The organism is Corallococcus sp. AB018 (assembly GCF_003986945.1).
In the GTDB taxonomy this organism is placed as follows: Bacteria; Myxococcota; Myxococcia; order Myxococcales; family Myxococcaceae; genus Corallococcus; species Corallococcus exiguus.
Genome location: NZ_RAWR01000165.1, coordinates 1 through 24,723, shown reverse-complemented (window position 1 = coordinate 24,723; position 24,723 = coordinate 1). Strand labels below are relative to the sequence as shown.

Annotated in this window: 21 protein-coding genes; 8 read left to right on the top strand and 13 right to left on the bottom strand. The window is 71.8% G+C overall.

The window, feature by feature from the left end:
• The 3 genes from dnaG to rpsU all read right to left on the bottom strand — a co-directional run.
• A partial coding sequence (dnaG, locus tag D7Y11_RS29630) for a DNA primase (protein ID WP_126935355.1) occupies positions 1 to 1,295 on the bottom strand: 1,295 nt, incomplete at its 3' end.
• A gap of 338 nt (positions 1,296 to 1,633) precedes the next feature.
• Positions 1,634 to 2,092 carry a GatB/YqeY domain-containing protein gene (locus D7Y11_RS29625; RefSeq protein WP_120580763.1) on the bottom strand — a complete coding sequence of 153 codons (459 nt, stop codon included), beginning with the start codon at positions 2,090 to 2,092 and terminating at the stop codon, positions 1,634 to 1,636.
• A 110-nt stretch (positions 2,093 to 2,202) separates the two neighbouring features.
• Positions 2,203 to 2,397, bottom strand: a complete 195-nt coding sequence (rpsU, locus tag D7Y11_RS29620; protein ID WP_014395136.1) for a 30S ribosomal protein S21 — start codon at positions 2,395 to 2,397, stop codon at positions 2,203 to 2,205.
• Positions 2,398 to 2,532: 135 nt separating this feature from the next.
• On the opposite strand from rpsU, the gene D7Y11_RS29615 reads away from it, so the two are divergent.
• Positions 2,533 to 4,125, top strand: a complete 1,593-nt coding sequence (locus D7Y11_RS29615; protein WP_199753816.1) for a HEAT repeat domain-containing protein — start codon at positions 2,533 to 2,535, stop codon at positions 4,123 to 4,125.
• Positions 4,126 to 4,218: 93 nt separating this feature from the next.
• Here the strand turns inward: D7Y11_RS29615 and D7Y11_RS29610 are convergent, their stop codons facing one another.
• Positions 4,219 to 5,130, bottom strand: a complete 912-nt coding sequence (locus tag D7Y11_RS29610; protein WP_120580762.1) for a GGDEF domain-containing protein — start codon at positions 5,128 to 5,130, stop codon at positions 4,219 to 4,221.
• A 71-nt stretch (positions 5,131 to 5,201) separates the two neighbouring features.
• A complete protein-coding gene (locus D7Y11_RS29605) occupies positions 5,202 to 6,221 on the bottom strand; it encodes an asparaginase (RefSeq protein WP_233597444.1) in 1,020 nt (339 codons plus the stop codon).
• A 130-nt stretch (positions 6,222 to 6,351) separates the two neighbouring features.
• On the opposite strand from D7Y11_RS29605, the gene D7Y11_RS29600 reads away from it, so the two are divergent.
• Genes D7Y11_RS29600 through truD form a run of 3 tightly spaced genes read left to right on the top strand, consistent with a single transcriptional unit; the run spans position 6,352 to position 9,666 of the window.
• Complete coding sequence (locus tag D7Y11_RS29600) at positions 6,352 to 7,320, top strand: thioredoxin domain-containing protein (RefSeq protein ID WP_211487369.1); 969 nt, start codon at positions 6,352 to 6,354, stop codon at positions 7,318 to 7,320.
• A 7-nt stretch (positions 7,321 to 7,327) separates the two neighbouring features.
• A complete protein-coding gene (locus D7Y11_RS29595; RefSeq protein ID WP_120580759.1) occupies positions 7,328 to 8,647 on the top strand; it encodes a DUF4388 domain-containing protein in 1,320 nt (439 codons plus the stop codon).
• On the top strand, positions 8,644 to 9,666 hold the full coding sequence (truD, locus tag D7Y11_RS29590) for a tRNA pseudouridine(13) synthase TruD (protein WP_120580758.1): 1,023 nt from the start codon (positions 8,644 to 8,646) through the stop codon (positions 9,664 to 9,666). Before D7Y11_RS29595 ends, truD begins: the two co-directional genes overlap by 4 nt.
• Before the next feature lie 265 nt (positions 9,667 to 9,931).
• Here truD and D7Y11_RS29585 read toward each other — a convergent pair whose 3' ends face one another.
• Both D7Y11_RS29585 and D7Y11_RS29580 read right to left on the bottom strand, forming a co-directional pair.
• Positions 9,932 to 11,359 carry an OmpA family protein gene (locus D7Y11_RS29585; RefSeq protein WP_126935354.1) on the bottom strand — a complete coding sequence of 476 codons (1,428 nt, stop codon included), beginning with the start codon at positions 11,357 to 11,359 and terminating at the stop codon, positions 9,932 to 9,934.
• Positions 11,360 to 11,376: 17 nt separating this feature from the next.
• Positions 11,377 to 11,694, bottom strand: a complete 318-nt coding sequence (locus D7Y11_RS29580; protein WP_043321207.1) for a DUF4398 domain-containing protein — start codon at positions 11,692 to 11,694, stop codon at positions 11,377 to 11,379.
• A gap of 158 nt (positions 11,695 to 11,852) precedes the next feature.
• Here D7Y11_RS29580 and D7Y11_RS29575 point away from each other — a divergent pair, with 158 nt between their 5' ends.
• Both D7Y11_RS29575 and D7Y11_RS29570 read left to right on the top strand, forming a co-directional pair.
• Positions 11,853 to 12,836 carry a HEAT repeat domain-containing protein gene (locus tag D7Y11_RS29575; RefSeq protein ID WP_233597410.1) on the top strand — a complete coding sequence of 328 codons (984 nt, stop codon included), beginning with the start codon at positions 11,853 to 11,855 and terminating at the stop codon, positions 12,834 to 12,836.
• Positions 12,833 to 13,795: an N-acetylmuramoyl-L-alanine amidase-like domain-containing protein gene (locus D7Y11_RS29570; protein ID WP_126935353.1), complete on the top strand. Its 963-nt coding sequence runs from the start codon at positions 12,833 to 12,835 to the stop codon at positions 13,793 to 13,795. Before D7Y11_RS29575 ends, D7Y11_RS29570 begins: the two co-directional genes overlap by 4 nt.
• A 13-nt stretch (positions 13,796 to 13,808) precedes the next feature.
• Here D7Y11_RS29570 and D7Y11_RS29565 read toward each other — a convergent pair whose 3' ends face one another.
• Positions 13,809 to 14,273, bottom strand: coding sequence for a hypothetical protein (locus D7Y11_RS29565; protein WP_126935352.1), 465 nt, complete (start codon positions 14,271 to 14,273; stop codon positions 13,809 to 13,811).
• Between the two features lie 77 nt (positions 14,274 to 14,350).
• A complete protein-coding gene (locus tag D7Y11_RS29560) occupies positions 14,351 to 14,713 on the bottom strand; it encodes a response regulator (protein ID WP_014395148.1) in 363 nt (120 codons plus the stop codon).
• A gap of 159 nt (positions 14,714 to 14,872) precedes the next feature.
• On the opposite strand from D7Y11_RS29560, the gene raiA reads away from it, so the two are divergent.
• Positions 14,873 to 15,232, top strand: a complete 360-nt coding sequence (gene raiA / locus D7Y11_RS29555; RefSeq protein ID WP_120580510.1) for a ribosome-associated translation inhibitor RaiA — start codon at positions 14,873 to 14,875, stop codon at positions 15,230 to 15,232.
• Positions 15,233 to 15,388: 156 nt separating this feature from the next.
• The gene (locus D7Y11_RS29550; RefSeq protein ID WP_126935351.1) at positions 15,389 to 17,449 is read left to right on the top strand and encodes an MXAN_5187 family protein; all 2,061 of its coding nucleotides are present in this window, start codon (positions 15,389 to 15,391) and stop codon (positions 17,447 to 17,449) included.
• Positions 17,450 to 17,524: 75 nt separating this feature from the next.
• Here the strand turns inward: D7Y11_RS29550 and D7Y11_RS29545 are convergent, their stop codons facing one another.
• The 4 genes from D7Y11_RS29545 to D7Y11_RS29530 all read right to left on the bottom strand — a co-directional run.
• Complete coding sequence (locus D7Y11_RS29545; RefSeq protein ID WP_120580512.1) at positions 17,525 to 19,174, bottom strand: ATP-binding protein; 1,650 nt, start codon at positions 19,172 to 19,174, stop codon at positions 17,525 to 17,527.
• 40 nt (positions 19,175 to 19,214) lie between these two features.
• Entirely contained in the window at positions 19,215 to 20,582 is a 1,368-nt protein-coding gene (locus tag D7Y11_RS29540; protein WP_126935356.1) for an ABC transporter substrate-binding protein, read from the bottom strand.
• A 196-nt stretch (positions 20,583 to 20,778) separates the two neighbouring features.
• Entirely contained in the window at positions 20,779 to 22,131 is a 1,353-nt protein-coding gene (locus D7Y11_RS29535; protein ID WP_126935350.1) for a VCBS repeat-containing protein, read from the bottom strand.
• Positions 22,128 to 24,723 (bottom strand): penicillin-binding protein 1A (locus D7Y11_RS29530; protein ID WP_233607423.1); only part of this gene is annotated, 2,596 nt, incomplete at its 5' end. The genes D7Y11_RS29535 and D7Y11_RS29530, both read right to left, overlap by 4 nt.

Here is a 24,723-nt window from a genome sequence, read left to right as displayed (position 1 = left end):
GGCTTGGGGGTGGGAGGCGGCTTGTACTGGATGGACGACTCAATCTGCGCCGGCATCCAGCCGAAGTGCCCCGCCAGCGCGCTGATGAGCGCCGAGCGCGTCAGGCCCGGAGGCACCTGGGAGGTGACGGGCCTGAGCCGCTCCAGGGCGGACATCTTCTCCTCGAAGCTCGCCTGCTTGCCCAGGGGGAGCAGGGTGGCGAAGAGGTAGGCGGTGAGGGGCTGGGCTCCCTCCAGGAGGCGCTCCACGCCGTCGGTGCCCTCGCGGCGGGCGAAGACGTCCGGGTCATCCCCCTGCGGCAGGAGCGCCACCCGGGTGGGAGCGCCAGCGGCGAGCAGGGGACCGGCCAGTCGCTCCACGGCGGCGAGGCCCGCGGAGTCCCCGTCCAGGAGCAGCACCAGGTCGCGGGCCTCCGCGCGCTTGAGCACCTGGAGGTGCCCGGCGGTGAGGTTGGTGGAGCACAGGGCCACCGCGTGGCGCACGCCCACCTGGTGCAGGCCGATGCAGTCGAAGTACCCCTCCACGAGCACGGCCGTCTTGCGCTTGTGGATGTCGTCGCGCGCCTGGTCCATGCCGAAGAGCGTCTCGCTCTTGTTGTAGAGCCGGGACTCGCGCGAGTTGAGGTACTTGGGTCCGTCCTCCGCCGCGACCAGCCGGCCGCCGAAGGCGATGGGCCGCCCCTCCGGCGCGCGGATGGGCACCATCAGGCGGCTGCGGAAGAAGTCGATGCAGCCATCCCCGCTGTTTCGCTTGCTGATGAGCCCCGCCTTCAGGCCCCACTCCAGCATGCCGTTCTTCTGGAAGCGGTCCGCCAGGAGGCTCCACTGCGCGGGCGCCCACCCCAGGCCGAAGCCCTGGGCCACTTCCTCCGACACGCCACGGCTGGCCAGGTAGGCGCGCGCGGCGCGGCCTTCGTCCTCGTGCCAGAGCAGGCCGCGGAAGTGCTCCGCGGCGAAGTCCGTGGCCTCCTTGACCTGCTGACGCTCCTTGAGGCCGGGGTCCTGCGCGGCCTCCAGGTCGATGCCCACTTCCTGGGCCAGGTCTCGCACGGCGTCCTGGAACGTCTTGCCCAGGTAGCGCTGGATGAAGGACACCGCGTCGCCGCTCGCCCGGCAGCCGTGGCAGAAATAGAAGCGCTTCTCCGGCACCACGTAGAAGGACGGCGTCTTCTCCTGGTGGAAGGGGCAGCGGCCCTTGAATTCACGGCCGGCCTTCTTGAGCTCCACGTGACGGGACACCAGGGACACGATGTCCACGCGGTCGAGGACCTCCTGGATCTTGTGCTCCGGAATCACGACGCCCCTCCATCCATCCGCATGAGCGCGGCCTTCCGCCCGCCATCCTGACGGCCCCCTCTGACGCACCCGGGGCCGCGCCCCGCCGGGACTTCCACCCAGGCGGGTAGGGCAGGCCGACGCGGCAGGGGCGCGGAAACGGACGAGGGTTGGGACACGGCGCTCACTCCTGAAGGCTGCCCGCTCGCCTCCCGGGGTGGGGGACGGGCGGAGGTGCCTTTGAGGATCAGCGCTTAATGGCCAGCGGGCGAGGGATCAAAAAATCCGCTTCGAGCCCGGGGTGGGGAGGGCACCTGGGAGACGTTCCCGGCGCCCCTTCCCCTGGAATCACAGGTGCTTCAGGACAGCTTGGCCAGCTGGGCCTTCACTTCTTCGGAGATGGCCTTGCCCTCGGCCTTGCCCTGGAGCTTGGGGTTCACGTTCTTCATGACCGCGCCCATGTCCTTGGGGCCCTTGGCGCCGACCTCGGCGATGGAGGCCTGGACGGCGGCGGTGAGCTCTTCCGGGGTGAGCTGCTTGGGCAGGTAGCGCTGCAGGACGGAAATCTCCTGCTCTTCCTTGTCCGCCAGCTCCGGGCGGCCACCGGCCTTGAACTGCTCGATGGAGTCGCGGCGCTGCTTGATGAGGCCGGCGATGACCTGCAGGACGCCCGCGTCGTCCAGCTCGCTGGCGCCCGGCTCGACCTCCTTGTACTTCACGGCGCTCTTGAGCATGCGCACCACGCTCAGGGTCAGCTCGTCCTTGGCCCGCATCGCGTCCTTCAGGTCCGCGGTCAGGCGCTCTTTCAGGGTGGTCATGTCGGGGTTCCTCACGGGCGGGGAAAAGGGTCGCCGCGCCAGCGGATGGGACGGCGGGAGCCAGGGCACCTGACTGCTTCAAGGAGCCCCGGCTCCTCACTGCGGGCCTGCTAGTACGACTTGCGGGCCTTCTTCACAGCGCGCTTCTTGGCGGCGAGAGCCTTCTTCTTCCGCTTCACGGAAGGCTTCTCGTAGTGCTCGCGCTTGCGGATCTCGGAAAGGATTCCGGCCTTCTCGGTGGCCTTCTTGAAGCGCTTGAGAGCGCTTTCGATGGACTCACCTTCCTTCACTCGAATACCGGGCATGCAGTCACCTCCTTCCGCCTAGCTGGATGCAATCTGTAAATCTTCAGAAAGTCGGGGGGTATGGCGCAGCGGGCCGGAAAAGGCAAGGAGACCCGCACGGAAAGGATGGGCCGCGTGCGCTAGAGTGTCCGCCGCGTGCCCCGCCTCCTCCTCCTGGTCCTCCTGCTGGCGGCCAGCCCCTCCCGGGCTGGCACGGTCGCTTCCGAGTGCTGGGCCTCCTGCCGCCGTCACGTCGCGGATCCGTCCCTGCGCGCGCGGACCTGTGGCGCCTGCGTCACCGGGGGACGGGTGGACAGCTGGGTGGCGTCCCTGGGGAAGGGCGGGGTGGAGGCGCAGCAGGCGCTGGCCTCGGCGCTCACGGATTCCAACTGGCGGGTGCGCTGGGCTGCGGTGCGGGCGGAGGCCCGGAGCCGGGGACTCACGGAGCGGCGGGCCCTGGCGGATTGGATCATGGACACCCCGCCGGACGCGGACCTGGGGGCCTGTCTCACCGCCGTCCGGGCCGCCGCTGATTCCGGCCGCTCCACGGCGGACTTCCTGCGGGAGGCGGGCGCACGGGGCCCCTCCGCCGCCGCCCGGGTGTGGGCGAAGCGGGACGCCGTCCGGCAGTCGCTGGCGCTGGAGATGTTCTCGCAGGAGCCGTCCGTGCGGCTGCCTGCGCTCCTGCACCTGGCCACCTTCCAGGGGCGGTCGGCGACGCGCGTGGTGATGGACGCGGTGGCGTCTCGGCCCGTCGCCGGTGATGCGGTGATGGCGGAGCTCCTCTCCGCCGTCGCCGAGCGGCAGCATGCGTCCGTGGGCCGGCTGCTCCTCACCGAGGCGAAGCCTCCGGACGAGGCGGTCATCAACCGGCTCTTCGCCGTGTACTCGCGCGAACTGGACGTGCTGCGGCCGGAGCTCACCTCCAATGACGTGCAGCGCCGGCGCACGGCGGTGGCCACCCTGCGCCGCTACGGTCCGCTGGCGAAGCGGGAGCTGGAGGGGGCGCTGGGGGATGACGACGGCCGGGTCCGGGAGCTGGCGGCGCGGGGCCTGGCGGAGTCCTCCGGGAAGCCCCTGCGGGACGTGGCGCTCCAGGGCGTGAAGGACTCGGAGTCCGCGGAGGCCGCGCGGCCGTGGCTGGGCGCGATGTCCCATGAGAAGGGGTGCTTCGCCTTCCTGCGGGACGTGGCGGAGGGGCGCAACGCCCGGACTCCGGAGGTCCAGGGGGAGGCGGTGGCGTTCATGGGGGATTGCACGGAGGGCCCGCCTCCCACACGGCGGCTGGCGCCCTTCCTCTCGTCGAACGTGACTCCGGTGCGTGCGGGCGCGGTGCGCGCGCTGGGGGCGCTGCCCCGGAACGGCGACGCGATGGCGCTGGCGGCGAAGGCGCTGGAGGACGGCGCGCCGGAGGTGGTGGTGGCCGCGTTGGACGTGCTGTCCGCCTACCGGCAGCCGTCGCGCGGGGACGAGGCCGCGGGCCTGCTGGAGTCGGATCATCCGGTGGTGCGCGCGGCGGCGGCGCGAGCGCTGGAGTTCGTGGGCCGCGCCGCGCACGTGCGCGTCCTGGCGGAACGTCTGCGAGGGGATCCGGTGGCGGACGTGCGCATCGCGGCCGCAAGGACGCTGACCGCGCTGGGCGGGCCGCACGCGGTGGCGGCGCTGAGCGAGGCGGCGGCGCACGACGCGGACACGCACGTGAAGCACGTGTCGGCGGAAGGGCTGCGGCGGCTGGGCTTCGGGCGCTGAGCGCTGGCGTTGCGAGCGGCCCTCTGCCGCTCAGGCGATGCGCGCTGACGGCTTGAGGCGGAAGGCCCGTGGATCAGGCCTTCCTCCTGACGCTCACGGGCCGCTGACGGCCTTGGCGTCCACCCGGTTCCGGCCCGCGTGCTTGGCCCGGTAGAGGTACTTGTCCGCGGCGGAGATGAGGTCCTCCGGCTGGGAGAAGTCCGAGTCCAGCAGCGTCGCCACGCCCAGGCTGATGGTCACCTTGATGGGCGTGCCGCTGAAGATGAAGTCCGCTCGGTCCACCGCCACACGGCAGCGCTCCGCGCACGCCAGGGCCGCGTCCTCCGCGGACTCGCGCAGCATCAGCGCGAACTCCTCGCCGCCGTAGCGCGCGAGCAGGTCCTCGGTGCGCACCGTGTCCGCCACCCGCTGCGCGATGCGCGTCAGCACGAAGTCTCCGGCCGGGTGGCCGTACACGTCGTTGATGCGCTTGAAGTGGTCCACGTCGAAGAGCACCAGCGACAGCGGCACGCGGTGGCGCAGGCAGTACGCGAACTCCTTGCGCACCGTCTCCATGAAGTACTTCTTGTTGTAGACGCGGGTGAGGCCGTCGCGCGTGGCGGACTCGTAGATGCTGCGCTGGTACTGCTCCTCCAGCGCGTCCTGGATGCTGAACTTCAGCACCGTGTTGGAGCCGATTTGAATCTTGTCGCCGTCGTACAGCGGCGCCGCGCTCACCTTCAGGCCGTTGAGGTACGTGCCGTTGGTGCTGCCCAGGTCCACGAGCTGGAAGCGGCCGTCGCCAATGGCGACCACCTTCGCGTGCTTGCGGGAGATGCCGTCGTCCTCGACCTGGAACTGGGCCTCCGAGCTGCGGCCCAGCACCACCTCCAAGCGGTCCAGCTTGAACATCCGCCCGATGCCGGCGGCGGACTTGGCGCTGATGACGATCAGATAGGCGCTCTGCTGCTGGGCGCTGCCCAGCAGGTCCGAAATCGAATGGACTGAAGTTTTCTCCTCGGACATCGCGCCTTCCATCTTAGGGGCCGCCATTTCACGGCGGCAAGCACACCCACGCTCCTTTCCTGCACCCGGTGTCAGCCGACCCGCCCCACCCGCGCGGGCCGGCGCCTCGGTTTCTCCGGTGGAGGAACTGTCGGCCGCCCGACGGACAGCTCGCCAGCCACGGGCGTCCGGAGGAAGCGGGAGAGGGCCTCACCCCCCCGGGGATGCTCCGCCAGCCCCTGCATCAGCTTCACCAGCGCCGCGGACGGGGTCATGTCCGCGCCCCCCACCGCCCCTTCCGCCAGTGCCTTGGCCCCGGACTCGTAGAGCGTGAGGTCCACCCCGTTGCGGTACGACTGGCTCACCACCAGCACCGGGACGCCCCGCTCCCGCGCCTGGACGAAGAGCGGCAGGAGCGAGCGGCCCAGCTCCGGCGCGATGGGCACGTTGCCCGCCCCGTACGCCTCCACCACCAGCCCCTTCACGTGCGGCAGCAGCTGCAGGGGCAGGGCCGGGTCCAGCCCCGGGTACACCTTCAGGAGGAAGACGCGCGGATCCAGCTTCTCATGGAGCCGGAAGGGGCCCCGGGACGGGAGGCCCTTCTCGAAGGTGGCGTCCACGCCCAGCGTGCCCAGCACCGGGAAGTTGGGGCTTTCGAAGGCGTCGTACTCGGCCACCTTCACCTTGCGCGTGCGGTTGCCCCGGTACAGGTGCGAGTCGAAGCAGATGGTCACCTCGCGCGGACCCTGGAGCGCGGAGAGCACCGCGTCGATGAGGTTCAGCCGCGCGTCCGAGCGGATCTCCCCCAGGGGCCGCTGCGAGCCCGTCAGCACCACCGGGCAGGGCGGATTTCGCAACATGAAGGACAGCGCACTGGCCGTGAAGGCGAGGGTGTCTGTTCCATGGGTCACCACCGCCCCGTCGAAGTCCGGCAGTCGACGGTGGAGGTGGGCGGCCATCCGGCTCCAGAGCTCTGGCTGCATCTCCGAACTGTCCAGGTTGGAGAACAGCTCCAGTTCGATGTCGGCCAGCTGGAACAGCTCCGGGGCTCGCTTGCGGAGCGTCTGGAAGAAGGCCGCGGGACGCAGGGCGGAAGGCCGGCCACCGGCCATTCCGAGCGTGCCTCCCGTGTGAAGCATCAGGACTCTGGGCATGGGCGAGGGGCCGTCTGCCAAAGGCCGCCTTGCTTTACAAGCCCGGCGCGCGTGGCTAAACCCCGGGGCCGTGCTCCTCCCTCGATGGATGCGTGTTGCTCCCGTGCTGGCCGCGGCGACCCTGATGGGCGCCGGCTGCGCCAAGAGCGCGGAAGTTCCGGCCACCCCCAAGGCCCCGGCGGCCGCCGCTCCGGCTCCCGCCGCTGCTCCGGCCCCTGTCGCCGCCGCGGAGGCTCCGTCCGCGGATCCGGCCCAGGCGCTGACGGGCATCCCCGGCATGGACTTCTCCGCGCTGCCGCCCGCCGCGAAGCGCGAGCTGGCCACGGTGTTCAGCGACGAGTTCTGTTACTGCGGCTGCCCCCACTCGCTGGGCGCGTGCCTCAAGCAGCACACGCCCTGCAAGCACGCGAAGCGGATGGCGCGGCTGTCCGCCCGGATGGTGGCGGAGGGCGGGCCCGCGAGCGAGGTCATCGTCACGCTGTCCAAGTACTACGCGTCCTTCCGCGAGCCGCGCGTGCAGCTCAAGGTGGATCCGCGCATGTGCCAGGGCGACGCCAACGCGCCCGTGACGGTGGCGGAGTTCTCCGACTTCGAGTGCCCCTTCTGCGGCAAGGCCCGGCCCATCCTGGAGGGCTTCGCGAAGAAGCACCCCAGCGAGGTGCGCTTCTGCTACCTGCCGTTCCCGCTCTCCATGCACCCCAACGCCGTCCCCGCCGCGCAGGCGGTGCTGTGGGCGCGCGACCAGGGCAAGTTCTGGCAGATGCACGACGCGCTCTTCGGCCAGCAGGAGAACCTCAAGCCGGAGGCGCTGCCCGCGCTGGCGAAGTCGGTGGGCCTGGATGGGGACAAGCTGGCCGCCGTGTTGAAGACGGAGCAGTACAAGGACGAAATTGAAGGCTTCCGCGCGCAGGGGCGCATGGCGGCCATCAACAGCACCCCGACCGTGTTCTTCAATGGACGTGCCTACGAGCTGGGCTTCCAGGAGGGGCAGCTCGAGCACAGCATGGAGGACGAGGTGGAGTGGCGCGCGAACAACAACGCGTGGGCCGCTGACTGACCCTTCGATGAGCCAACGCTTCCGCATCGATGGCGCCGCGATGCTGGTCCCCGAGGACCGCACCGGCATCCCCGCGCTCGCGGGACGCTCGGGGACGTACGCGCTGATGCCCACCGCGCCCGACCTGCTGGTGTTCTCTCGCACGCCCCCGGAAGGGGGCTCCATCCCCACGCCGCGCGTGGTGCTTTCGGGGGACGCGGGTGGGTTCCCCCTGTCGGACCTCATCGCGTTCCTCAGCCAGTCGCGCTGGAGCGGCATCATCCGCGTGCACACGCCGGGCGGCGAGCGGTCGCTCACGCTGCGCGAGGGCGAGGTGCGCGGCGCCACCTCCGAGGAGCCCGCGGACCGGCTGGGCGAGGTGCTGGTGCGGCTGGGCTACGCGGACCGCGCACAGGTGGAGACGGCGCTGCGCGAGCAGTCGGCGTCCAAGCTGGGCCGGGCGCTGGTGGAGAAGGGCGTGCTCCAGGCGCACGACCTCTTCAAGTGCGTCACGCACCAGGTGAGTGAGATCTTCCACGCCATCGTGCTGTGCCGCGAGGGGTCGTTCTTCCTCATCGACCAGCCGCTGGACGAGAAGACGGGCCACTCCCTCCAGCTGTCCACGCAGAGCCTGCTGATGGACAGCATCCGGAAGATCGACGAGATGGCGCACTTCCGGAAGCGCATCCCCCACGGCCGCATGTACGTGGCGCGCAAGCGTCCGTCCGACGGCAAGCTGGAGGAGGACGAGGACCGCGTGCTGACGATGCTGGACGGGCGGCGCACGGTGCTGGAGCTGGGGCACGCGGCGCGGCTGTCCGAGTTCGACGTCACCAAGGTCGTCTTCCGCCTGCTGGAGGGCGGCTTCGCGGGGCTGACGGACAAGCCGGCGGGGGCTCCCGCCTCGGCCGTGGCGCCGGAGAAGACGGTTGCGCCGCGCGTGCGTCCGCCGGTGCGCGCGGTGGCTCCGGTGGATGCCCGGCCGGTGGCGCGCGTCTTCAACTTCATCTTCCGGGAGATCCGCGACGAGGTGGCCCGCTCCGGCATGGACCGCGAGTTCATCGCGGCGGCCAACGCGGCGCTGTCCAACCAGGCGCTGTCGTCGTCGCCGGTGCTGGAGGGGCTGGCGTTCGCGGCGGACGGGAGCCTGCCGGAGGGCCGGTTGATGGAGGCCTTCGACAAGCACCGCGCCCACCTGGGCAGTGAGCCGCTGGCCTCGTTCCGTCAGGCGCTGAGCGACGTGATGTTCTTCCTGCTGTTCCAGGCGGGGGAGCTGTTGGAGTCGCGCGCGGACGAGGACCTGGCCCGCCGGGTGAAGGAACTTCTGGCCACGCTCGAGGCACCGTGACGGACACTGGATTTCCGAGGCTGACCGCGGGCGTGCCCGGGTGCGGCGGCGCGTTCAAGCTCACCCCCGATGACTTCGAGGTGGAGGAGTTGCCCGCGTACCTGCCGTCCGGAGAGGGCACGCACCTGTACCTCTGGGTGGAGAAGCGCGGCCGGGACACGCGCGAGGTGGTGCGCGCGCTGGCGACCGCGCTGGGCGTGCGCGAGGACGACATCGGCTCCGCCGGCATGAAGGACCGGCAGGCGGTGACGCGGCAGTGGCTGTCCGTGCCCGCGAACGCGGAGGCCCGCGTGCCGGAGTTCGCGCTGGACGGTGTGCGCGTGCTGGAGGTGAAGCGGCACGGCAACAAGCTGCGCACCGGGCACCTGAAGGGAAACCGCTTCCGGCTGCGGCTGCGCGGCGTGCAGGACCTGGGGGCGGCGCGGGAGTCCTTCTCCCGGCTGTCCGCGCAGGGCGTGCCCAACTACTTCGGGGAGCAGCGCTTCGGGCGGGCCGGGGACAACGCGGACCTGGGCCGGATGCTCCTCCTGGGGCAGCGGCTGCCGAAGCGGCCGGACCGCTTCCAGCGCAAGCTGTACCTGTCCGCCTTCCAGTCGCGCCTCTTCAACCAGGCGCTGGCCGAGCGGCTCACCGCGGGCACCTTCGCCACGGCGCTCCTGGGCGACGTGCTGCGCAAGGAGGAGACGGGCGGCCTCTTCGTGTGCGAGGCGCCGGACGTGGACGGTCCGCGCGTCGCCTCGTTCGAGGTGAGCCCGGCGGGCCCGATGTTCGGCCCGAAAATGACCGCCTCGAAGGGTGAGGTGGCGGAGTTCGAGGCGCGGCTGCTCGTGGACGCGGGCGTCACGCCGAGCGACTTCCTGCGCGGCGGCGACGAGACGGAAGGCACGCGCCGGCCGTACCGCGTGCGGCTGGGTGCGCCGGAGCTCACGGAGGACGGCGAGGACGCGCTGCTCACGTTCGAGCTGCCGCGCGGCGCCTACGCCACCGAAGTGCTGCACGAGCTGCTCAAGGACGGCTGAGGCGCCGGCCCGTGCGCGGTGCTGGGGCTGCTGCCCCGCGCTGGCGAGCGCGCTCGCGATGCGACGCCGTGGATGGGCGCGAGGGCCGCTGCGTCCTGGCGCTGCTTCGTGAGGCGGCCTGCGGCGGGACGCGAGAGCCGCTGCGTCCTGGCTCTTCTTCGTGCCCCGAAACGACCACGCCTCCCTGGGCACCGAGGCCCGGGGAGGCGCGTATGGGGACCGCTTGTCCCGCTCCGTCTTGAACGGAGCGGGGTGGGGCGTCACGTCACTGCCGGACGACGTTGAACTCCGTGCGGCGGTTGAGCGCGCGGCCCGCCTTCGTGTTGTTGGGCGCCACGGGCTTCGTCTCACCGAAGCCCACGGCCTCCATGCGGCCCGGGTCGATGCCGCGCTTGAGCAGCTGCGCCATCACGGCGTCGGCGCGCTTCTGGGACAGCTTCAGGTTCGCCGTGTCGTTGCCCATCGAGTCGGTGTGGCCCTCGATGCGCATCTTGCGGATCCACGGCGCGTCCTTCAGCGCCTGCGCCACCTCATCCAGGATGGTGGTGCTCTGCTTGCCGATGATCTTCGCGGAGCCGGTGCCGAAGAGGATCTGCTTCTTGATCTCAATCCGGTCCTTCTTGACGATGACCATCTTGTACTGCTTGGCGCACCCGCGCTCCTCCTTCACGCCCGGGTCGTCAGGGCACGCGTCCAGGCGGTCCACCACGCCGTCGCCGTCGCGGTCCGGATCCGGGCAGCCGGCGTTCTCCTGCGGGCCGGACTCGTTCGGGCACTTGTCCTGCGCGTCCGGCACGCCGTCGCTGTCGTTGTCCAGGTCCGGGCAGCCGTCGTCGTCCTGGTAGCCGTCTTTGTCCTCCGGCTCGTCCGGGCACTTGTCCTTGTCGTCGTTGATGCCGTCCCCGTCCTTGTCCACGATGGGGCAGCCCAGGTTCTGCAGCGGACCCGGCTCGTTGGGGCACTTGTCCGTGCCGTCCACGATGCCGTCCAGGTCGTTGTCCATCTCCGGGCAGCCGTCCTCGTCCTCGAAGCCGTCCTTGTCCTCGGGCTGGTCCGGGCACTTGTCCACGTTGTCGAGGATGCCGTCGCCGTCGCGGTCCTTGGGGGCCTCCGGCGGGCAGCCGTTGTTCTCCGCCACGCCGGGGATGAGCGGGCACTTGTCCTGCGCGTCCAGCACGCCGTCCCCGTCGTTGTCCGGGTCCGGGCAGCCGTCCTGGTCCTGGAAGCCGTCCACGTCCTCGGCCTGCTCGGGGCAGGGGTCGTCCTTGTCGAGGACGCCGTCGCCGTCGCTGTCCGTCTCCTCGATGCTCACCACCACCTGCTGCTGGGGCTGGGTGGGCTGCTGCGGCTGTTCCGGCTGCGTCTGCGGCGTCTCCGGACGGTCGCGCACCAGCACCTGGCGCGGGCCGCAGTTCTTGGACAGCTCCAGGGCGCGCTTCACCGCGGTGTCGGCGTCGCGCACGTGCTGGGCGGCGCGCGAGCTGTTGCCCTGGCTGAGCTCGCCGCGGGCGAAGTCGAGGTTGGCCTCCGCGGCGGCCAGCTCCGCGGGCGCGCAGCGCAGGGCACCGCCACGGCGGGCGCGCTCCACGTCGGCGGTGAGCACCTCCGTGTCAGCGCGGATCTTGTTGCCGCTGACGCAGGAGAGGGAGGCGAGGAGCAGGGTGAAAAGCGCGGACTGGGGCAGACGCTTCATCGGAGAGCGCTCGGGCGTCACGGGTTCTGGGGGCGGCCCTGGGAGTCGCCGCTGTTGGCCGCGGACATGGCCTTCTCACGCGCCTCGTTGGCGAAGCGCGAGGCCTTCACGGCGAAGTCCACACCGGCCTGGTAGTCCGAATAGCCGACCTCCTCCCGCGCCTTCTGCAGGTAGAGGTTGGCGGCCGTCCACTCGTAGGGGGCTTCCTTCTCCGCCCCCGCGGTGCGCGCGGCCTGGATCTGCACTTCTGCGTCGAGGATGTTGGACGTGGACTTCACGGGGCCACATGCGGTCAGCACGCCCGCGAACGCCAACAGGAGCGACTGCTTCGTCATCACGGGGGCCTCGGTCGACAGAGCGGAGACAGACTGGTCGCCGGTCGTATCAATCGCCTCCGGGGGGGTCAAGAATCGGGCGGTTGGCGTGAAGCAGGGGGCCGGGCGGAGGGGTGGACTTTGACGGCGGGGGCCGTGCTTGCCATCGTTCCGCTCCTGTGCGTCCACCGTCCGTCCGTGCCCTGCTCGTCGTGCTGCTGTTGCCCCTGACCGGCCTCGCTGGCCCTGGGGCCGCGTCCAAGAAGGCCCAGGGCCGGGCGGAGGCGGACACCGTGCTCGCCCAGGTGGCCAACGGCGCCCCCGTGCCTCCTGCCACGTCGCGCCTGCGCTTCCTGCGCCAGGAGGCCTACGCGGCCGAGGAGATTGGCCCGCTTCTGCGCACCACCTACGAGGAGCGCACCCGCCGCAACCTCGTGGCGCTGCTGGCGTCGCTGGGCGCGCGCACGGGGGAGTCCACGCTGGCGAAGCTGGCGTCGGATGGCGACAGCACCGTGCGCATGTACGCGGCACAGGGGCTGGCCCGGCTGGGCAGCCGCAACACCGCCGCCGTGCTGCCGCTCCTCCAGGACAAGAGCAGCGGCGTGCGCCGCGAGGCCGCGCGGGCCCTGGGCGCGTCCAAGAACCCGAAGATGGGCAAGCCGCTGATGGCCGCCGCCAAGGACGAGCAGGAGCTGGAGGTCCGCGCGGCGCTGCTGGAGGCCGCGGGCGCCACCGGTGACGCGAAGCAGAAGGCCGCGCTCAAGACGTACCTGGACAGCGATTCGGAGAGCACGCGCTTCGCCGCGGCCCGGGGCCTGTGCCGGCTGGGGGCCCCGGAGGGCTTCGCCTTCGCGCAGAAGCTCCTGGGCAACACGGACAAGTTCGTGCGCCGCCAGGGGCTGGTGCTCTTCGAGGGCGTGCCGGCGAAGAAGGCCAGCCCCGTGCTGTCGCCGCTCTTGAATGACGCGGACCGCACCCTGGCCGCCACCGCCGCGCGCCTGCTGCACCAGGGCGGCGATGCCGCGTCGCTGGACTGGCTGGTGCTCGCGTCGTGGAACGCCAAGGGTGAGGAGAAGCTCGTCTACGAGAAGGAGCTGGAGACGCTCCAGCTCGCGGACGACCGCCGCAAGGCCATCCTGCGCAAGGCCGGGGTGGCGCCGTGAGCATGTGGGGTGTGTGCGCGCTCGCGCTCCTGTCCCAGGCTCCCGTGAAGCAGGCCCCGACTCCGGTGCCCCCTGCGCGCGCGGTGCCCTCGTCGGCGCAACCGGCGGTGGCTCCGCCCGTGCGGGAGAACGGCTGGAGCGCGCTCACGCCCGAGCAGCGCGCGGCCCTCATCGCCGACAAGGCCGAGTCCCCGCTGGCGGAGCGCCTGCTGGGCATGAGCGAGAAGTTCCTCAACACGCCCTATGTCCTGTCGCCGTTGGGCGAAGGGCAGGGCGTGGACCCGGACCCCACCTTCCGCCTGGACGCGGTGGACTGCCTCACCTTCGTGGAGGAGTCGCTGGCCCTGGGCCTGGCGCGCGGCGAGCCGGAGGTGCCGGCGCTGCTGGAGCGGATCCGCTACGCGAGCACGCCCACCTACGAGGACCGCAACCACCTGATGGAAGCGCAGTGGCTGCCCAACAACATCAAGAAGGGCCTGCTGGTGGACGTGACGCGCAGGTACGCGAAGGCGGACACCGTCTCCGTCACCAAGACGCTCACCGCGCGCACCTGGCAGTCGAAGTCGTCCATGGCGCTGCAGCTGCCCAGCGAACGCCAGCCCGTGGGCACCTTCACCCTGGACATGATTCCGTTGGACAAGGTGCTCGAGCACGCGCGCGGCGTGGCCTCCGGCACCATCCTCGTCGTGATGCGCGAGGACCTGCCGCTGAAGGCCACGCGCATCACCCACTTGGGCTTCGTGGTGCAGAAGAAGAAGCGCACGTACCTGCGCCACGCGTCCAGGGGTGGCTACAACCGCGTGGTGGACGAGGACCTGGAGACTTTCCTCGCCCGCAACGCGCGCTACGACAAGTGGAGGGTGACGGGCGTGAGCCTCTTCGAGGCCCGGCGTCCGCCCGCCACGCTCGCGTCCCAGCCCGCGCCCGTTCAAGGCAGCGCGGACGTGGGCTCGCCCTGACGGCGGCGGGCCGCTAGTACGCCGGGGGCGCGCTGTTGTCGGCCGACGCCTGGCGCGCCCGCTCGTCCTCGAGCTCCTCTTCCTCCGCCGCGCGGCCGGCCTCGTCCCCGTAGACGCGCGTCTGGAGCTTCTCCTCCTCCAGGAGCAGGGCGGCGCGGACCTGCTCGGTGTCCGGTACCAGGAGCTCCCACCAGGGCAACAGGTTGCCCGTGGTCAGCTCGTCCACCACGCCCGAGCGGCCGGGGCGCACGATGAGCGGGATGCGGTGCTCGTCCAGCACGTCCACGAAGACCTGGGCCGTCACGGGATCGTCCGCGACGCCCGCCCTCACGAAGCGGCGTTGATCCAGCTCATGGGGCAGGGGCAGCCCCCGCTCGTGCATCTCCTCCGCGGACACGAGCGGTGGGTGGTTGGGGCAATCCGTGCAGTCCACGACACTGTCTTGATACTCCGAGCCACACCGTGCGCAGTACCTCATGGGGCCCTCCTGGGCGATGGCTGGAATGTTAGGAACGGCTCGCGCGGATGGCAGGCTGTGCGCCGCGCGAATTTCCGTCAGTGCCGCGCCGCGTCTCCCAGCTCGCCCACCATGCGGCTCAGGCGCTCCACGTCGATGGGCTTTCGCAACACGGCATCGCAGTAGTCCGCGCCCTCCACCTGCGCGTAGCCGGAGACCAGGACGACGCGGGCCCTGGGCTCGCGCTCCTTCACCTGCTGCGCCAGCTCCGTGCCGTTCATTCCGGGCAGGGATTCATCTGTCACGACGACGTCGGGGTGCGTGGCCTCGAACGCCTTCAGGCCCGCCACCCCGTCCGACGCGGTGGTGACCTCGAAGTCGTCCTCCAGGAGCTCCGCCAGGAGCTCGCGGCTGTCCCCGTCGTCCTCTACCAGCAGGACCTTGATTCGCTCGCCATCCATGCGACTAGAGCAACCCGGTGCCGCGCGGGATTCGTCCATCGTGTCCCGGGCGCGGTGACGTCCGGCCGGCTGCTTCGGGGGAGGGCAGGCGGGAAGGCTTGCGAAAGCCCCTCACGGGCGGGCGGGGGACTGCCCATGTTTGTGCCCGGAGGTGAATCCATGAAGGTGCAGCTGCGGGGAGTGCATCTGGGGCTGACGGACAACCTGAAGCAGTACGTGGACACGCATCTGGTGGCGCATATCGAACGGTTCGCCGAGGACGAGGCGTCGGAGATCGAAATCGCGCTCGTGGACATCAACGGGCCCAAGGGAGGCGTGGACAAGGAGTGCCGGGTCACGGTGCGCATGCCTGGAATGGAATCCGTGCACGTGACGGAGACGTCGGAGACGTTGTTCCAGGCCATCGACGCAACGCGTGACCGCCTGGAGAAGGCCATCAAGCGCGCGCTGGAGCGCCGCCGCCAGGTCAAGACGAACGGCCTGCCGTACGACCTGAACGCGGACGCGACGAACTACTAGGCGGCCGGTTGTATCGGGTGTGACAGAACGAAGGGCCCGGGAATTCCGGATGCCAGCCAGGCATCCGGCCCCCGGGTTCCTTCGGGCCAGTTCCTTGCTGGGGTCGAACGGTGGACGCTATAAGCGGACCCCTCACCCCTGGGCTAAAGGACGGCGATGGTCCGCCTCAAGTTCCTGCTGTTCGCACTCCTGGTCCTCGGACTGGGCCTGGCTCACCTCCCGACGCTGTCGGCGCCTCAGCGTGCGCGCGCGGTGGAAGGTGCGTCGCTCCAGGCCGCGTCGGGTACCGGCGAGGTCGCGCGTCGCGTGGATGCACGCCGCGCGGAAGCACAATCCCTGGCGCTGAAGCTCGCCGGCAGCCCCCAGATGGCCGCCGCCGTGCGCGCGCTGACTCCCGCGCCCGCGCCGAAGTCTCCGCGCGACCGCTACGGTTCGAAGGACGCGGAGGAGACGGCCGGACTGCTGCCGCTCACCGCGGAGCGCTTCGGCGCGCTGCGCACCGCCGCTGAAGCCGGTCTGCCCCAGGAGCTCCAGGGCGCGGTGGTGGCGGTGGTGGCCGGCGACGCGGTCTTCCACGCGCGCGCGGGCGCCGAGCCTTCCTCGGACACCGCGGCGTTGGATGTCGCGGCGCTCGCCAAGGCGGGCACGTCCGTGGTGGACGCCTTCGGGGCTCCGCACGTGTTCGCGTCCGTACCGCTCGCGTGGAGCGGTGAGGGGACTCCTGCTCCGGCGGTGACGCTGGTGGTGGGCGTGCCCCTGGCCGCGGATGCCGCGCTGCAGGGCGCGCTGGATGCGTCCGGCGCGGCCGCGGTGGGGCTCGTGCAGGGCGGCGACAAGGTGGTGGGTGGCGTTGGCGCGGAGAAGGCGCGGCTGGAGGGCTCGCTGCCCCGGCTGACGGTGGGTGCGAAGGACACGGTGCTGGAGTCGGGTTCGCTCCAGGCGCTGGGCCCGGTGCAGCTGCCCGCCTTCACCAATGGCGACGCGATGGGCGGCCAGGCGCCGCTGTTCGTGGGCTCGCGCCAGGCGCTGACGGGCACGCCGTATGAAGTCGTGGTCCTCGCGGGCACGGCGGCGACGCTGGCTCCGCTGGCCGCGTACCAGCACACCGCGCTGCTCGCGCTCGCGGGCCTGTTCGTGCTGAGCCTGGTGTGGACGGCGCTGATGGGCGGGAGCAAGAAGGACTCCGGCGAGGAGACCGTGTCGGGCGGTTCGGACACGCTGGGCTGGGGCGCGGCGATGGCCGCGCAGCAGTCCGCGCCCGCCGCGCAGCCCGTGGCCAACACGTCGCCGCCGGCTCCGGCCGCCGTGGCGCCCGTGGCCGCTGCTCCCGCGGATCCGTTCGGGTCGAGCGCGCACGCGGAGCCCCTGTCCAACCCGTTCGGGTCGGCCGCTCACTCGGAGCCCCTGTCCAATCCGTTCGCCTCGGTCGCTCCGCCGGCCGCTGCTCCCGCGGATCCGTTCGGGGACGCGTTCCCCTTCCCGGGCACTCCGGCTCCGGCCGCGGATCCGTTCGCGATGCCGCCTCCGGCCGCCGCTCCGTTCGCGATGCCGCCTCCGGCCGCCGCTCCGCTGGCGGATCCGTTCGCCGGGGTGGAGTCGTTCCCGTTCCCGTCTCCGCCCTCGGCCTATCCGCCGCCGGCCGCGGAGCAGTTCGCGCCGCCTCCGGCGTACGCCCATGGCGGCGCGATGCCCTTCGAGCAGCCGGTCCCGTCGGCCGAGCCCATTGCTCCGGCGGCGCCGCGTCACGCCGCGTTCGCCTTCGAGGATCAGCCCACGGCGGCGTACTCGCTCCAGCAGGCGGCCAATCCGTTCGCGCTGGCGGCGGCGCAGTCCTCGGATCCGGAGTCCCCGGAGACGACGCGCGTGGCGGCGATTCCGCGCGAGCTGCTCCAGGCCAGCACCCGGCCCACGTCGGAGGCCATCCCGATGCCGGCTCCGCGCTCCAACGCGGTGCCGCTGCCCATGCCGGGCGTCAACGGCGCGGCGGCCGCGGCGCTGTCGGAGGAGCAGCACTTCCAGGACGTCTTCCGCGAGTTCGTCACCACGCGCGAGCGCTGCGGTGAGCAGGCGGACGGCCTGACGTACGACAAGTTCGTGCAGAAGCTGCGCAAGAACAAGGAGCAGCTCGTCACGAAGTACGCGTGCAAGACGGTGCGCTTCCAGGTCTACGTGAAGGAGGGCAAGGCCGCCCTCAAGGCGACGCCCGTCAAGGACTGACGGCCGCGCTCCACCGTGTGGTGCCCGAAGGCCCGGGACCTCTTCCACGAGGTGCCGGGCCTTCTTGCGTGGGGGTCAGCTCGCGCGGGGGAGCACGACGCTGAAGCGGGCGCCCTGGCCCGGCTCTCCGCCGACCTCCAGGCGGCCGCCGTGCTCCTGGAGGATGCGCGCGGCGATGGCGAGCCCCAGGCCGGTGCCGCCGTCCTTGGTGGTGAAGTAGGGCTCGAAGATGCGGGCGCGGTGCTCCAGGGGGATGCCGGGGCCTTCGTCCTCCACCTCGACGATGGCGTCCGCGTCGGTGCCCTTCACGCGCACGCGCAGCGCGCCGCCCTTGCCCGTCATCGCTTCTTCCGCGTTCTTCACCAGGTTGACGAGCACCTGGGTGAGCTGGTCCCGGTCCGCGCGGGCCACCACGCCCGTCTGGAGCGTGGGGACCATCTGGATGCCTTCGGGGGGCGCGGCGTACAGCGACAGGACGCTCTGGGTCAGCTCGCCCAGGTCCACCGGGGCGAGCTGGGGCTTGGGCAGGCGCGCGAAGCGGCTGAACTCGTCCACGATGCGCCGCAGTCGCTCCACCTCCTCCAGCACCACTCGCGCGCTCTCCTTGAAGAGGGTGGGGAAGCTGGGGTGGCGCGCCTCGTGCGCGGCCATCAGCGTCTCCAGCGACATGCGGATGGGGGTGAGGGGGTTCTTGATTTCGTGCGCCAGGCGCCGGGCGACCTCCTGCCACGCGGCGATGCGCTCGGTGGCCATCAGGCGCTCGGTGGTGTTCTTCAGCTCGGACGTCATGTGGTTGAACGTCCGGACGAGCTCGCCCACCTCGCCGGTGGCCCGGGCCGTCACCTGGACGTCCAGCGCGCCTTCCGCCACGCGGCGGGCGCCGGAGGTGAGGGCCTCCACGGGGCGCGTCATCCAGCGCGAGACCAGGAGGCCCAGGAGCGCCGCGAAGCCCAGGCCCAGGCCGGCGAGGAGGAGGAACGCGCGCATGACGCCCTCCTCGGCTTCGCGTGCGGCGGCTCGGCTGAAGGTGAGGCGCACGGAGGCCGCGTTGCCCAGCGACAGTAGCTGCTCCACGGTGGGCGGGGCCGCGCTGCCCGCGTGCGCGACCTGGGTGCCGCCGGACAGGAGCGTCACGTCGGATTGCGTGAGGCGGGCCAGGTGCTGGGCCAGGCCGTCGTCCAGCACCACGCCGCCCACGGCCCACAGGCGCACGTCGCCGTAGTCCACGGGGCGCGCGGTGACGAGCGCGGGGACCTGGCGCAGGCCCGCGTCACCCCGCACGTCCACGCGCACGGTCACGGGCCTGGGGGACTTCTCCTTCGTCACGGCGAAGAGGGCGGGGTCCGGGTCGCCGCGCCGGGCGGGCAGGTGGCCGGAGGACAGCACGGTGCCGTTGCGGTCGAAGAGCGTGAGCACGGTGAGGCCGCGGCTCTTCATCAGGCCCTCGGCGGTGTTGGCCTGGATGACGCGCAGGGGGGCGGTGCGCGCGTCGCGCACGAGGTCCTCCATGGCGGGGCTCTCCACCAGTTCCTCGACGGCGCGGCGCGCGTTGGCGGCGGAGCGCTCCAGGGACTCCTGCGCGGAGGCGGTGGCGGCCGTCATGCGCGCGTCGAGCTCGCGCGACAGCGTGTCGCGCAGGCGCGTCAGCGTCAGGGGAACGACGACCGCCAGCGGCACCAGCGCGAGGAGGGCGAAGGCGAGCGCGAGCCGGGTCCTCAGGCGCATGCGGGCCGGTCCTTCCTGGGAGCTGCCGCGTGGATGGGGCTCACGGCCGGCCTCCGCCGCCAGAGGCCTCGACGGGGGCAAGCCAGGCGCCTTCGAGCACGGGCAGGCCCTGGGCATCCAGCACGAGCCCCGTCACCTCCGGCGCGACGCGCAGCGCGAGTCCCTGGGCGTACAGCGGGATGAGGGGCACGGAGGGCGCGAGCGCCAGGGCCCGTTCACGGCTTCGCGCGTCCCGGGCTCCGGCGTCCGTCAGGGCCCCGATGGGCGGCAGCTCCACGCCGAGCAGGTCGCGGCGGCCGCCAGCTTCCAGCACCACCGCCAGCGCGGGGCCGGGAACGGGCGGCAGCAGGAACGCGCTGAGCATCAGCTCGAAGTCGCCCTTCGCCTGACGGCTTCGCAGCGCGGCGCGCGACTGGGGCTCCAGCGCGACGGTGTAGCCCTGGTCGTGCAGCTTCACCTGGATGCGCTCGGCCACGGCGCGTTGATCCGCCAGCGCTGCGTCATAGACGAGCGTCACCTTGCGGGTCGCGCCCGCCGGAGGCGCATTGGGCCGGGGCCTGGGGCCCTGGGGCATCAACGCGGGCGGCAGCAGGTTCGCCATGGGCACCGCGGGGCCCTTCACGAACAGGCGCGTGAGGTCCTCGCGGTCGATGGCGCTCTCCACCGCCTGGCGGAAGTCAGCAGGCACCTTCCGGGGCGAATACGCCAGATAGGTCGCGTACAGCGCGGCGCCCGTGAGGGTGTTGTCGTCGGGCGGCGTGCCCAGCTCCACCTGCACCTGCCGCGCGGACCACAGCCGCGCGAGGCCCCGCTCATCCGTGGCGGTGAGCGCCAGCCGGTCCAGGTACGGACGGCCTTCGGGCCACGCGACCTGGGCCTCCAGCACGCCCCGGCCCACGGCACTGAACGGTCCCGACGCGGGCGACGGCGGCGTCGCGAGGGCAGGGTGGCACAGCGAGCGCTCCAGGTCGGGCCACGGAAACGCCAGCGCCAGATCCAGCGTGGCGCCGGTCGACGTCACCTGCCGGCCCTCGCCGCGCAGTGGATACAGGAGCGCGCGGTACGGAGACTGCGACTCCGTGGAGGACAGCCGTGTCCACGCGCGGGCCACGGCGGTCGCGCTGGCCGCGGAGGGCATCGCCACGCGCAGGGCCTGCGGTACGGGGCGCGACAGTTCGCGCGCCAGGGTTGGATGCACCTGACCGCCGGTGTCCACGCGGCACACGGACCGGGTCAGCAGGCCCAGCAGCGCGGCCTCCATCGGCGTGTCCGCGAGCGCGGGCTCACCGATTTCAGGGGGCCCCGCGTGCGCCACCCGCAGCTCGCCGCCGTAGCGCGGACGGCTGGCCGACAGTGCCGGAGTGGAGGACAGCAACACGAGGCCCGCGAGTGCGGAGCGGATCATCACGGCGCCCTCCTGTCGATACCGCGGCGCCGCCGCTGCTTCGCGGCCCACCTGCCGAGGCGGGGCCGAATGGCCCGTGCCGCTGGACCGCGACGCCATCACCAGGAGTTCGAGGCGCTTGTGGGCCTTCATCATGGTGCACCCGTGCCGCTGGACCGCGACTGCCTCACCAGGACTTCGTGGCTCTTGTGCGCCCTCATCACGGTGCACCCTGGCGCAGGAGGAACAGCTCGCCCGTGCCGTCCGGCTTCCACGAACCCACGATGACTTCGCGGCGCTTGTCACCATCCAGGTCCGCCGTCACCACGTACAGCGCCCGGCCCGGCGGGAGCGCTCCCTGCCACAGGGGCTCGTGCGCCATCGGCGCGTCGGAGTTCAACGACAGCACCCTCAACACGTCTGGCGACGGCTGGAGCTGAGGTGACGTGGTGAGCAGCTCCGGCACCCCGTCCCCATCCAGGTCTCCCAGCGCGCTGCCCGCGCCCAGCCCGGACACCTTCAACGGCGCGGATGCGGGACGCGTGTAGAGCGACGCCGTGCTGTCCGCGTGCACGAACAGCATGCGCGGCGCCGCGAAGCTCGCCGTACCGAAGGGCGCGGGCACGGTGAGACTCCGCCCGTCCGCCAGCCGGACCTCGGGCGCGAACACCGTCTGTCCCGGCACGAACGTCCCGCGCTCCGCCGTCCCCAGCGGCGCTGCGTCCAACGTCCCCGACGGACGCAGTGTCCCCTTCGCCTTGTCCAGCACCAGCACCTCGCCGCGCGCATACCGCGTGCTCCAGACCGCCAGTCGAGGCGGCCCCGTCAGCACCGCCAGCGCTCCGAAGGGTTCGCGCGTCGTAGCCGTGGCCGACGCCCCTTCCAGCTCCCGCCTCGCGAGCACCCGCCCGTCCGCGCCGAACACCACCACCTCGTGCTCGGTGAGCGCGGCCACTTCATCGCGGCCATCGCCATCCAGGTCGCCCGCCGCCAGCGCGGCCAGCGGCGTCTCCAGCCTCGCGAACACCGCGCCCAGCAGCCGCACCGGCCGCCGCTCCCGCGGACCCGGGCCCGTCACTCCCGAGGACGGCGTCCCCACCGCCGCCAACGCCAGCACCGCGGCATCGGCCTCCACGCCCTCGGCCACGGCGGCGGCGGGCTTCGGTGGACGCGTGGGCGTGCGGCCGGACCAGAAGTTCACCCACGTGCCCAGCACGTCACCCCGTGCCACCAACTCGCCGCCCTCCACGTCCAGCGTGAGCCGCGCCAGCGAGCGGGCTCCCTGTTCGCGGGCGGCGGCCTCGGCGCGCTCGGGCGGAACGTCCAGCACCACCGGCCCCAGGTTCATCGCGGACAGCCGCGCGGCGAGCAGCGTCCCGAAGGCCCGGCGCAACTCCGGAGAGCTTCCGGACAGGCAGAGCGCCACGGGCGCCTCCGCGGGTGCACCGCGGATGGCGTCGGCCACGGCCAGGGCCAGCCGGGCGGAGGCGGGAGGCGCGCTTTCGTCCGACTCCGCCTGGGCGGGCAGGGCGAACGCGAGCGCGAGGACCAGCGGAAGGAGCGAGCGACTCACAGCCCCCTTTTGCCACCTTCCTCCAGGAAGTAGTTGTCCGGCGTCACCTGTCCGGGCGGCGGGGCCTCGGCGGTGGGCTGGGTGCCCTCCAGGTAGGGCTCCATCCGGCCCGGAACGGCGTTGCCCGCGAGCAGCCCGGTGACGGGGTCGATGCGCACCTGGGTGACGCCCGGAGGCACCTCGAAGTCGCGCGCGGGCAGTCCTTCCTCCGCCACCCGCATGAAGTTGAGCCACATGGGCAGCGCGGCCCGGCCACCCGTCTCGCTGCTGCCCAGGGGCGAGTTGTCATCGAAACCCACCCACGCGCTGGCCACCCAGTCCATCGTGTAGCCGTTGAACCACGTGTCCTTGGACTCGTTGGTGGTGCCCGTCTTGCCCGCTGCGGGCCGGTTCAGCTCCCGCACCGCGCGCGCCGAGCCGTCCTCCACCACGCTGCGCATCAGCGACGTCGTGAGGTACGCCACCGCCGGGGGAAGCGTCTCCTCGAAGGCCGGCTGGTGCTCCTCCAGCACCGTGCCCTTCGCGTCGCGCACGCGCAGGAGCGTCAGCGGCTCCGCGTAGCGGCCGTTGGCCTGGAGCGTGGCGTATGCGTTGACGGCCTCCAGCATCGTCACCTCACCGGTGCCCAGGGCCAGCGTGAGGTTCTCCGGCAGCGCGGAGCGGATGCCGGCCCGGCGCGCGAAGTCGATGGCGGTCGCGGGCGTGACCGACTCGATGAGCCGCACGGACACCGTGTTCTTCGACTTGCTCAGCGCCGTGCGCAGCGTCATGGGGCCCTCGAAGCGCCCGTCGAAGTTCTTGGGCCGCCACGTCTTGCCCGTGTACGGGTCGCGGATGGACTCCGGCGCGTCGTTCACCGTGGAGAGCGGGGTGAAGCGGCCACTGGCCAGCGCCGCGCCGTAGATGAAGGGCTTGAAGGACGAACCCGGCTGGCGCTTCGCCTGCGTGGCGCGGTTGAACGACGAGCGCTCCGCGTCATAGCCGCCCACCATGGCCACCACGTTGCGGTTGGCCGGGTTGATGACCACGAGCCCGCCCTGCACCACGGGCACCTGATCCAACGTGGCCTCCACGAAGGCCGGCGCGGGAGGAGCCTTGAGCACGCGCACGAACACCAGCTCCCCGGGAGTGAACACGTCCGAGATGTCCTTGGGCGCCTTCTTGCCCTTCTGCCGCGCCCAGGTGGTGGAATCGAAGGACACCTCCGCGGTGCGGCCCACCAGGTCCACGCGCGCCACGTTGCGCTTCGTGTCCACCTCCGTCACGTAGCCGGTGAGGCGCAGCCCCTCCTCCATCGGCTTGAGGATGACCTGGCCCACGCGCGCACGCTCCGGCGACTGGGCCTCCTCTTCCTCCGAGTCCGTGTCCGCGGCCAGGGCGGCGGGGCGCGGCTCCTCGGCGCCTTCCACCTCCTGCGCGGTGGGCGTCTTCGCCGGAGCCGGGGCGGCGAGAGGCTGCGCCAGCGGCGCCAGGTCCGCGACGTAGCCCTGGTCCTTCTGCCGGCGGCCGGCCTCCTCGATGCGCTGGACGATGAGCTCGCGGTAGCGCTTCCACTGCGCCTCCTCCAGCTTGCCCTGTGCGCCCCGGTAGCCCTGGCGCCGGTCCACGGCTTCCAGTCCATCACGCACGGCCTGCTCGGCGGTGGTCTGGAGCTTGGGCACGAGCGCGATGTCCACGCGCAGGCCGCCCTCCATCACCGTCTTCTCGCCGTAGCGTTCAATCAGCGTGCGGCGGATCTCCTCCGCGTAGTAGGCGCCCGCGCTGACCGTCTTGCGCGGCGCGAGCACGATGGGCTTCTCCTTCTCCGCGTCCACCACCGCGCGCGGCACGAAGCCCTGGCCCGCCATCTGCTCCAGCACGTAGCGCTGGCGCGCCTTGGCGCGGGTGATGTTTGCCACCGGGTTGATGCGGTGGGGAGACTGCACGGTGCCCGCGAGCACGGCGGCCTCGCCCACGGTCAGGTCCTTGGCGTGCTTGCCGAAGTAGTAGAGCGCCGCCTCCTCCAGCCCGTAGCGGCGCTGCCCGAAGTACACGCCGTTGATGTAGAGGCTGAGGATCTGATCCTTCGTGAGCGCCTGCTCCAGGCGTGGGGTGAGGATCCACTCGCGGATCTTCCGGCCCAGGCTGCGCTCGGGCGTGAGCAGCATGTTCTTCACGACCTGCTGCGTGAGCGTGGACGCGCCGGACTTGCGGCTGCCGGGGATGAGGTTCTTCACGCCCGCGCGCAGGATGCCGAAGGGGTCCAGGCCCTCGTGCTTGTAGAAGTCCGCGTCCTCGGCGGCGAGGAACGCGTTGCGCACGTGCGGGGGCAGGTCCTCCATGCGGACGAGCGTGCGGCGCTCCAGCGCGTACTCCGCGCAGAGCGAGCCGTCCGCGCACGTCACCTTCGTCACCTGCGGCGGCTGGTAGTTGCGCAGCGACTCCACGGAGGGCAGGTCGCGGCTGAAGTAGACGTACGTGCCCACGCACACGCCGATGATGAGCACCAGCCCGACGGCGCCCAGCACCAGGAGCCGCTTCGTCCAGCGCCACAGCGCGGCGCCGAAGCCACCCTTCTTGGGCGGCGGGGCTCCGGTCGGGGCCGGGGAGAGG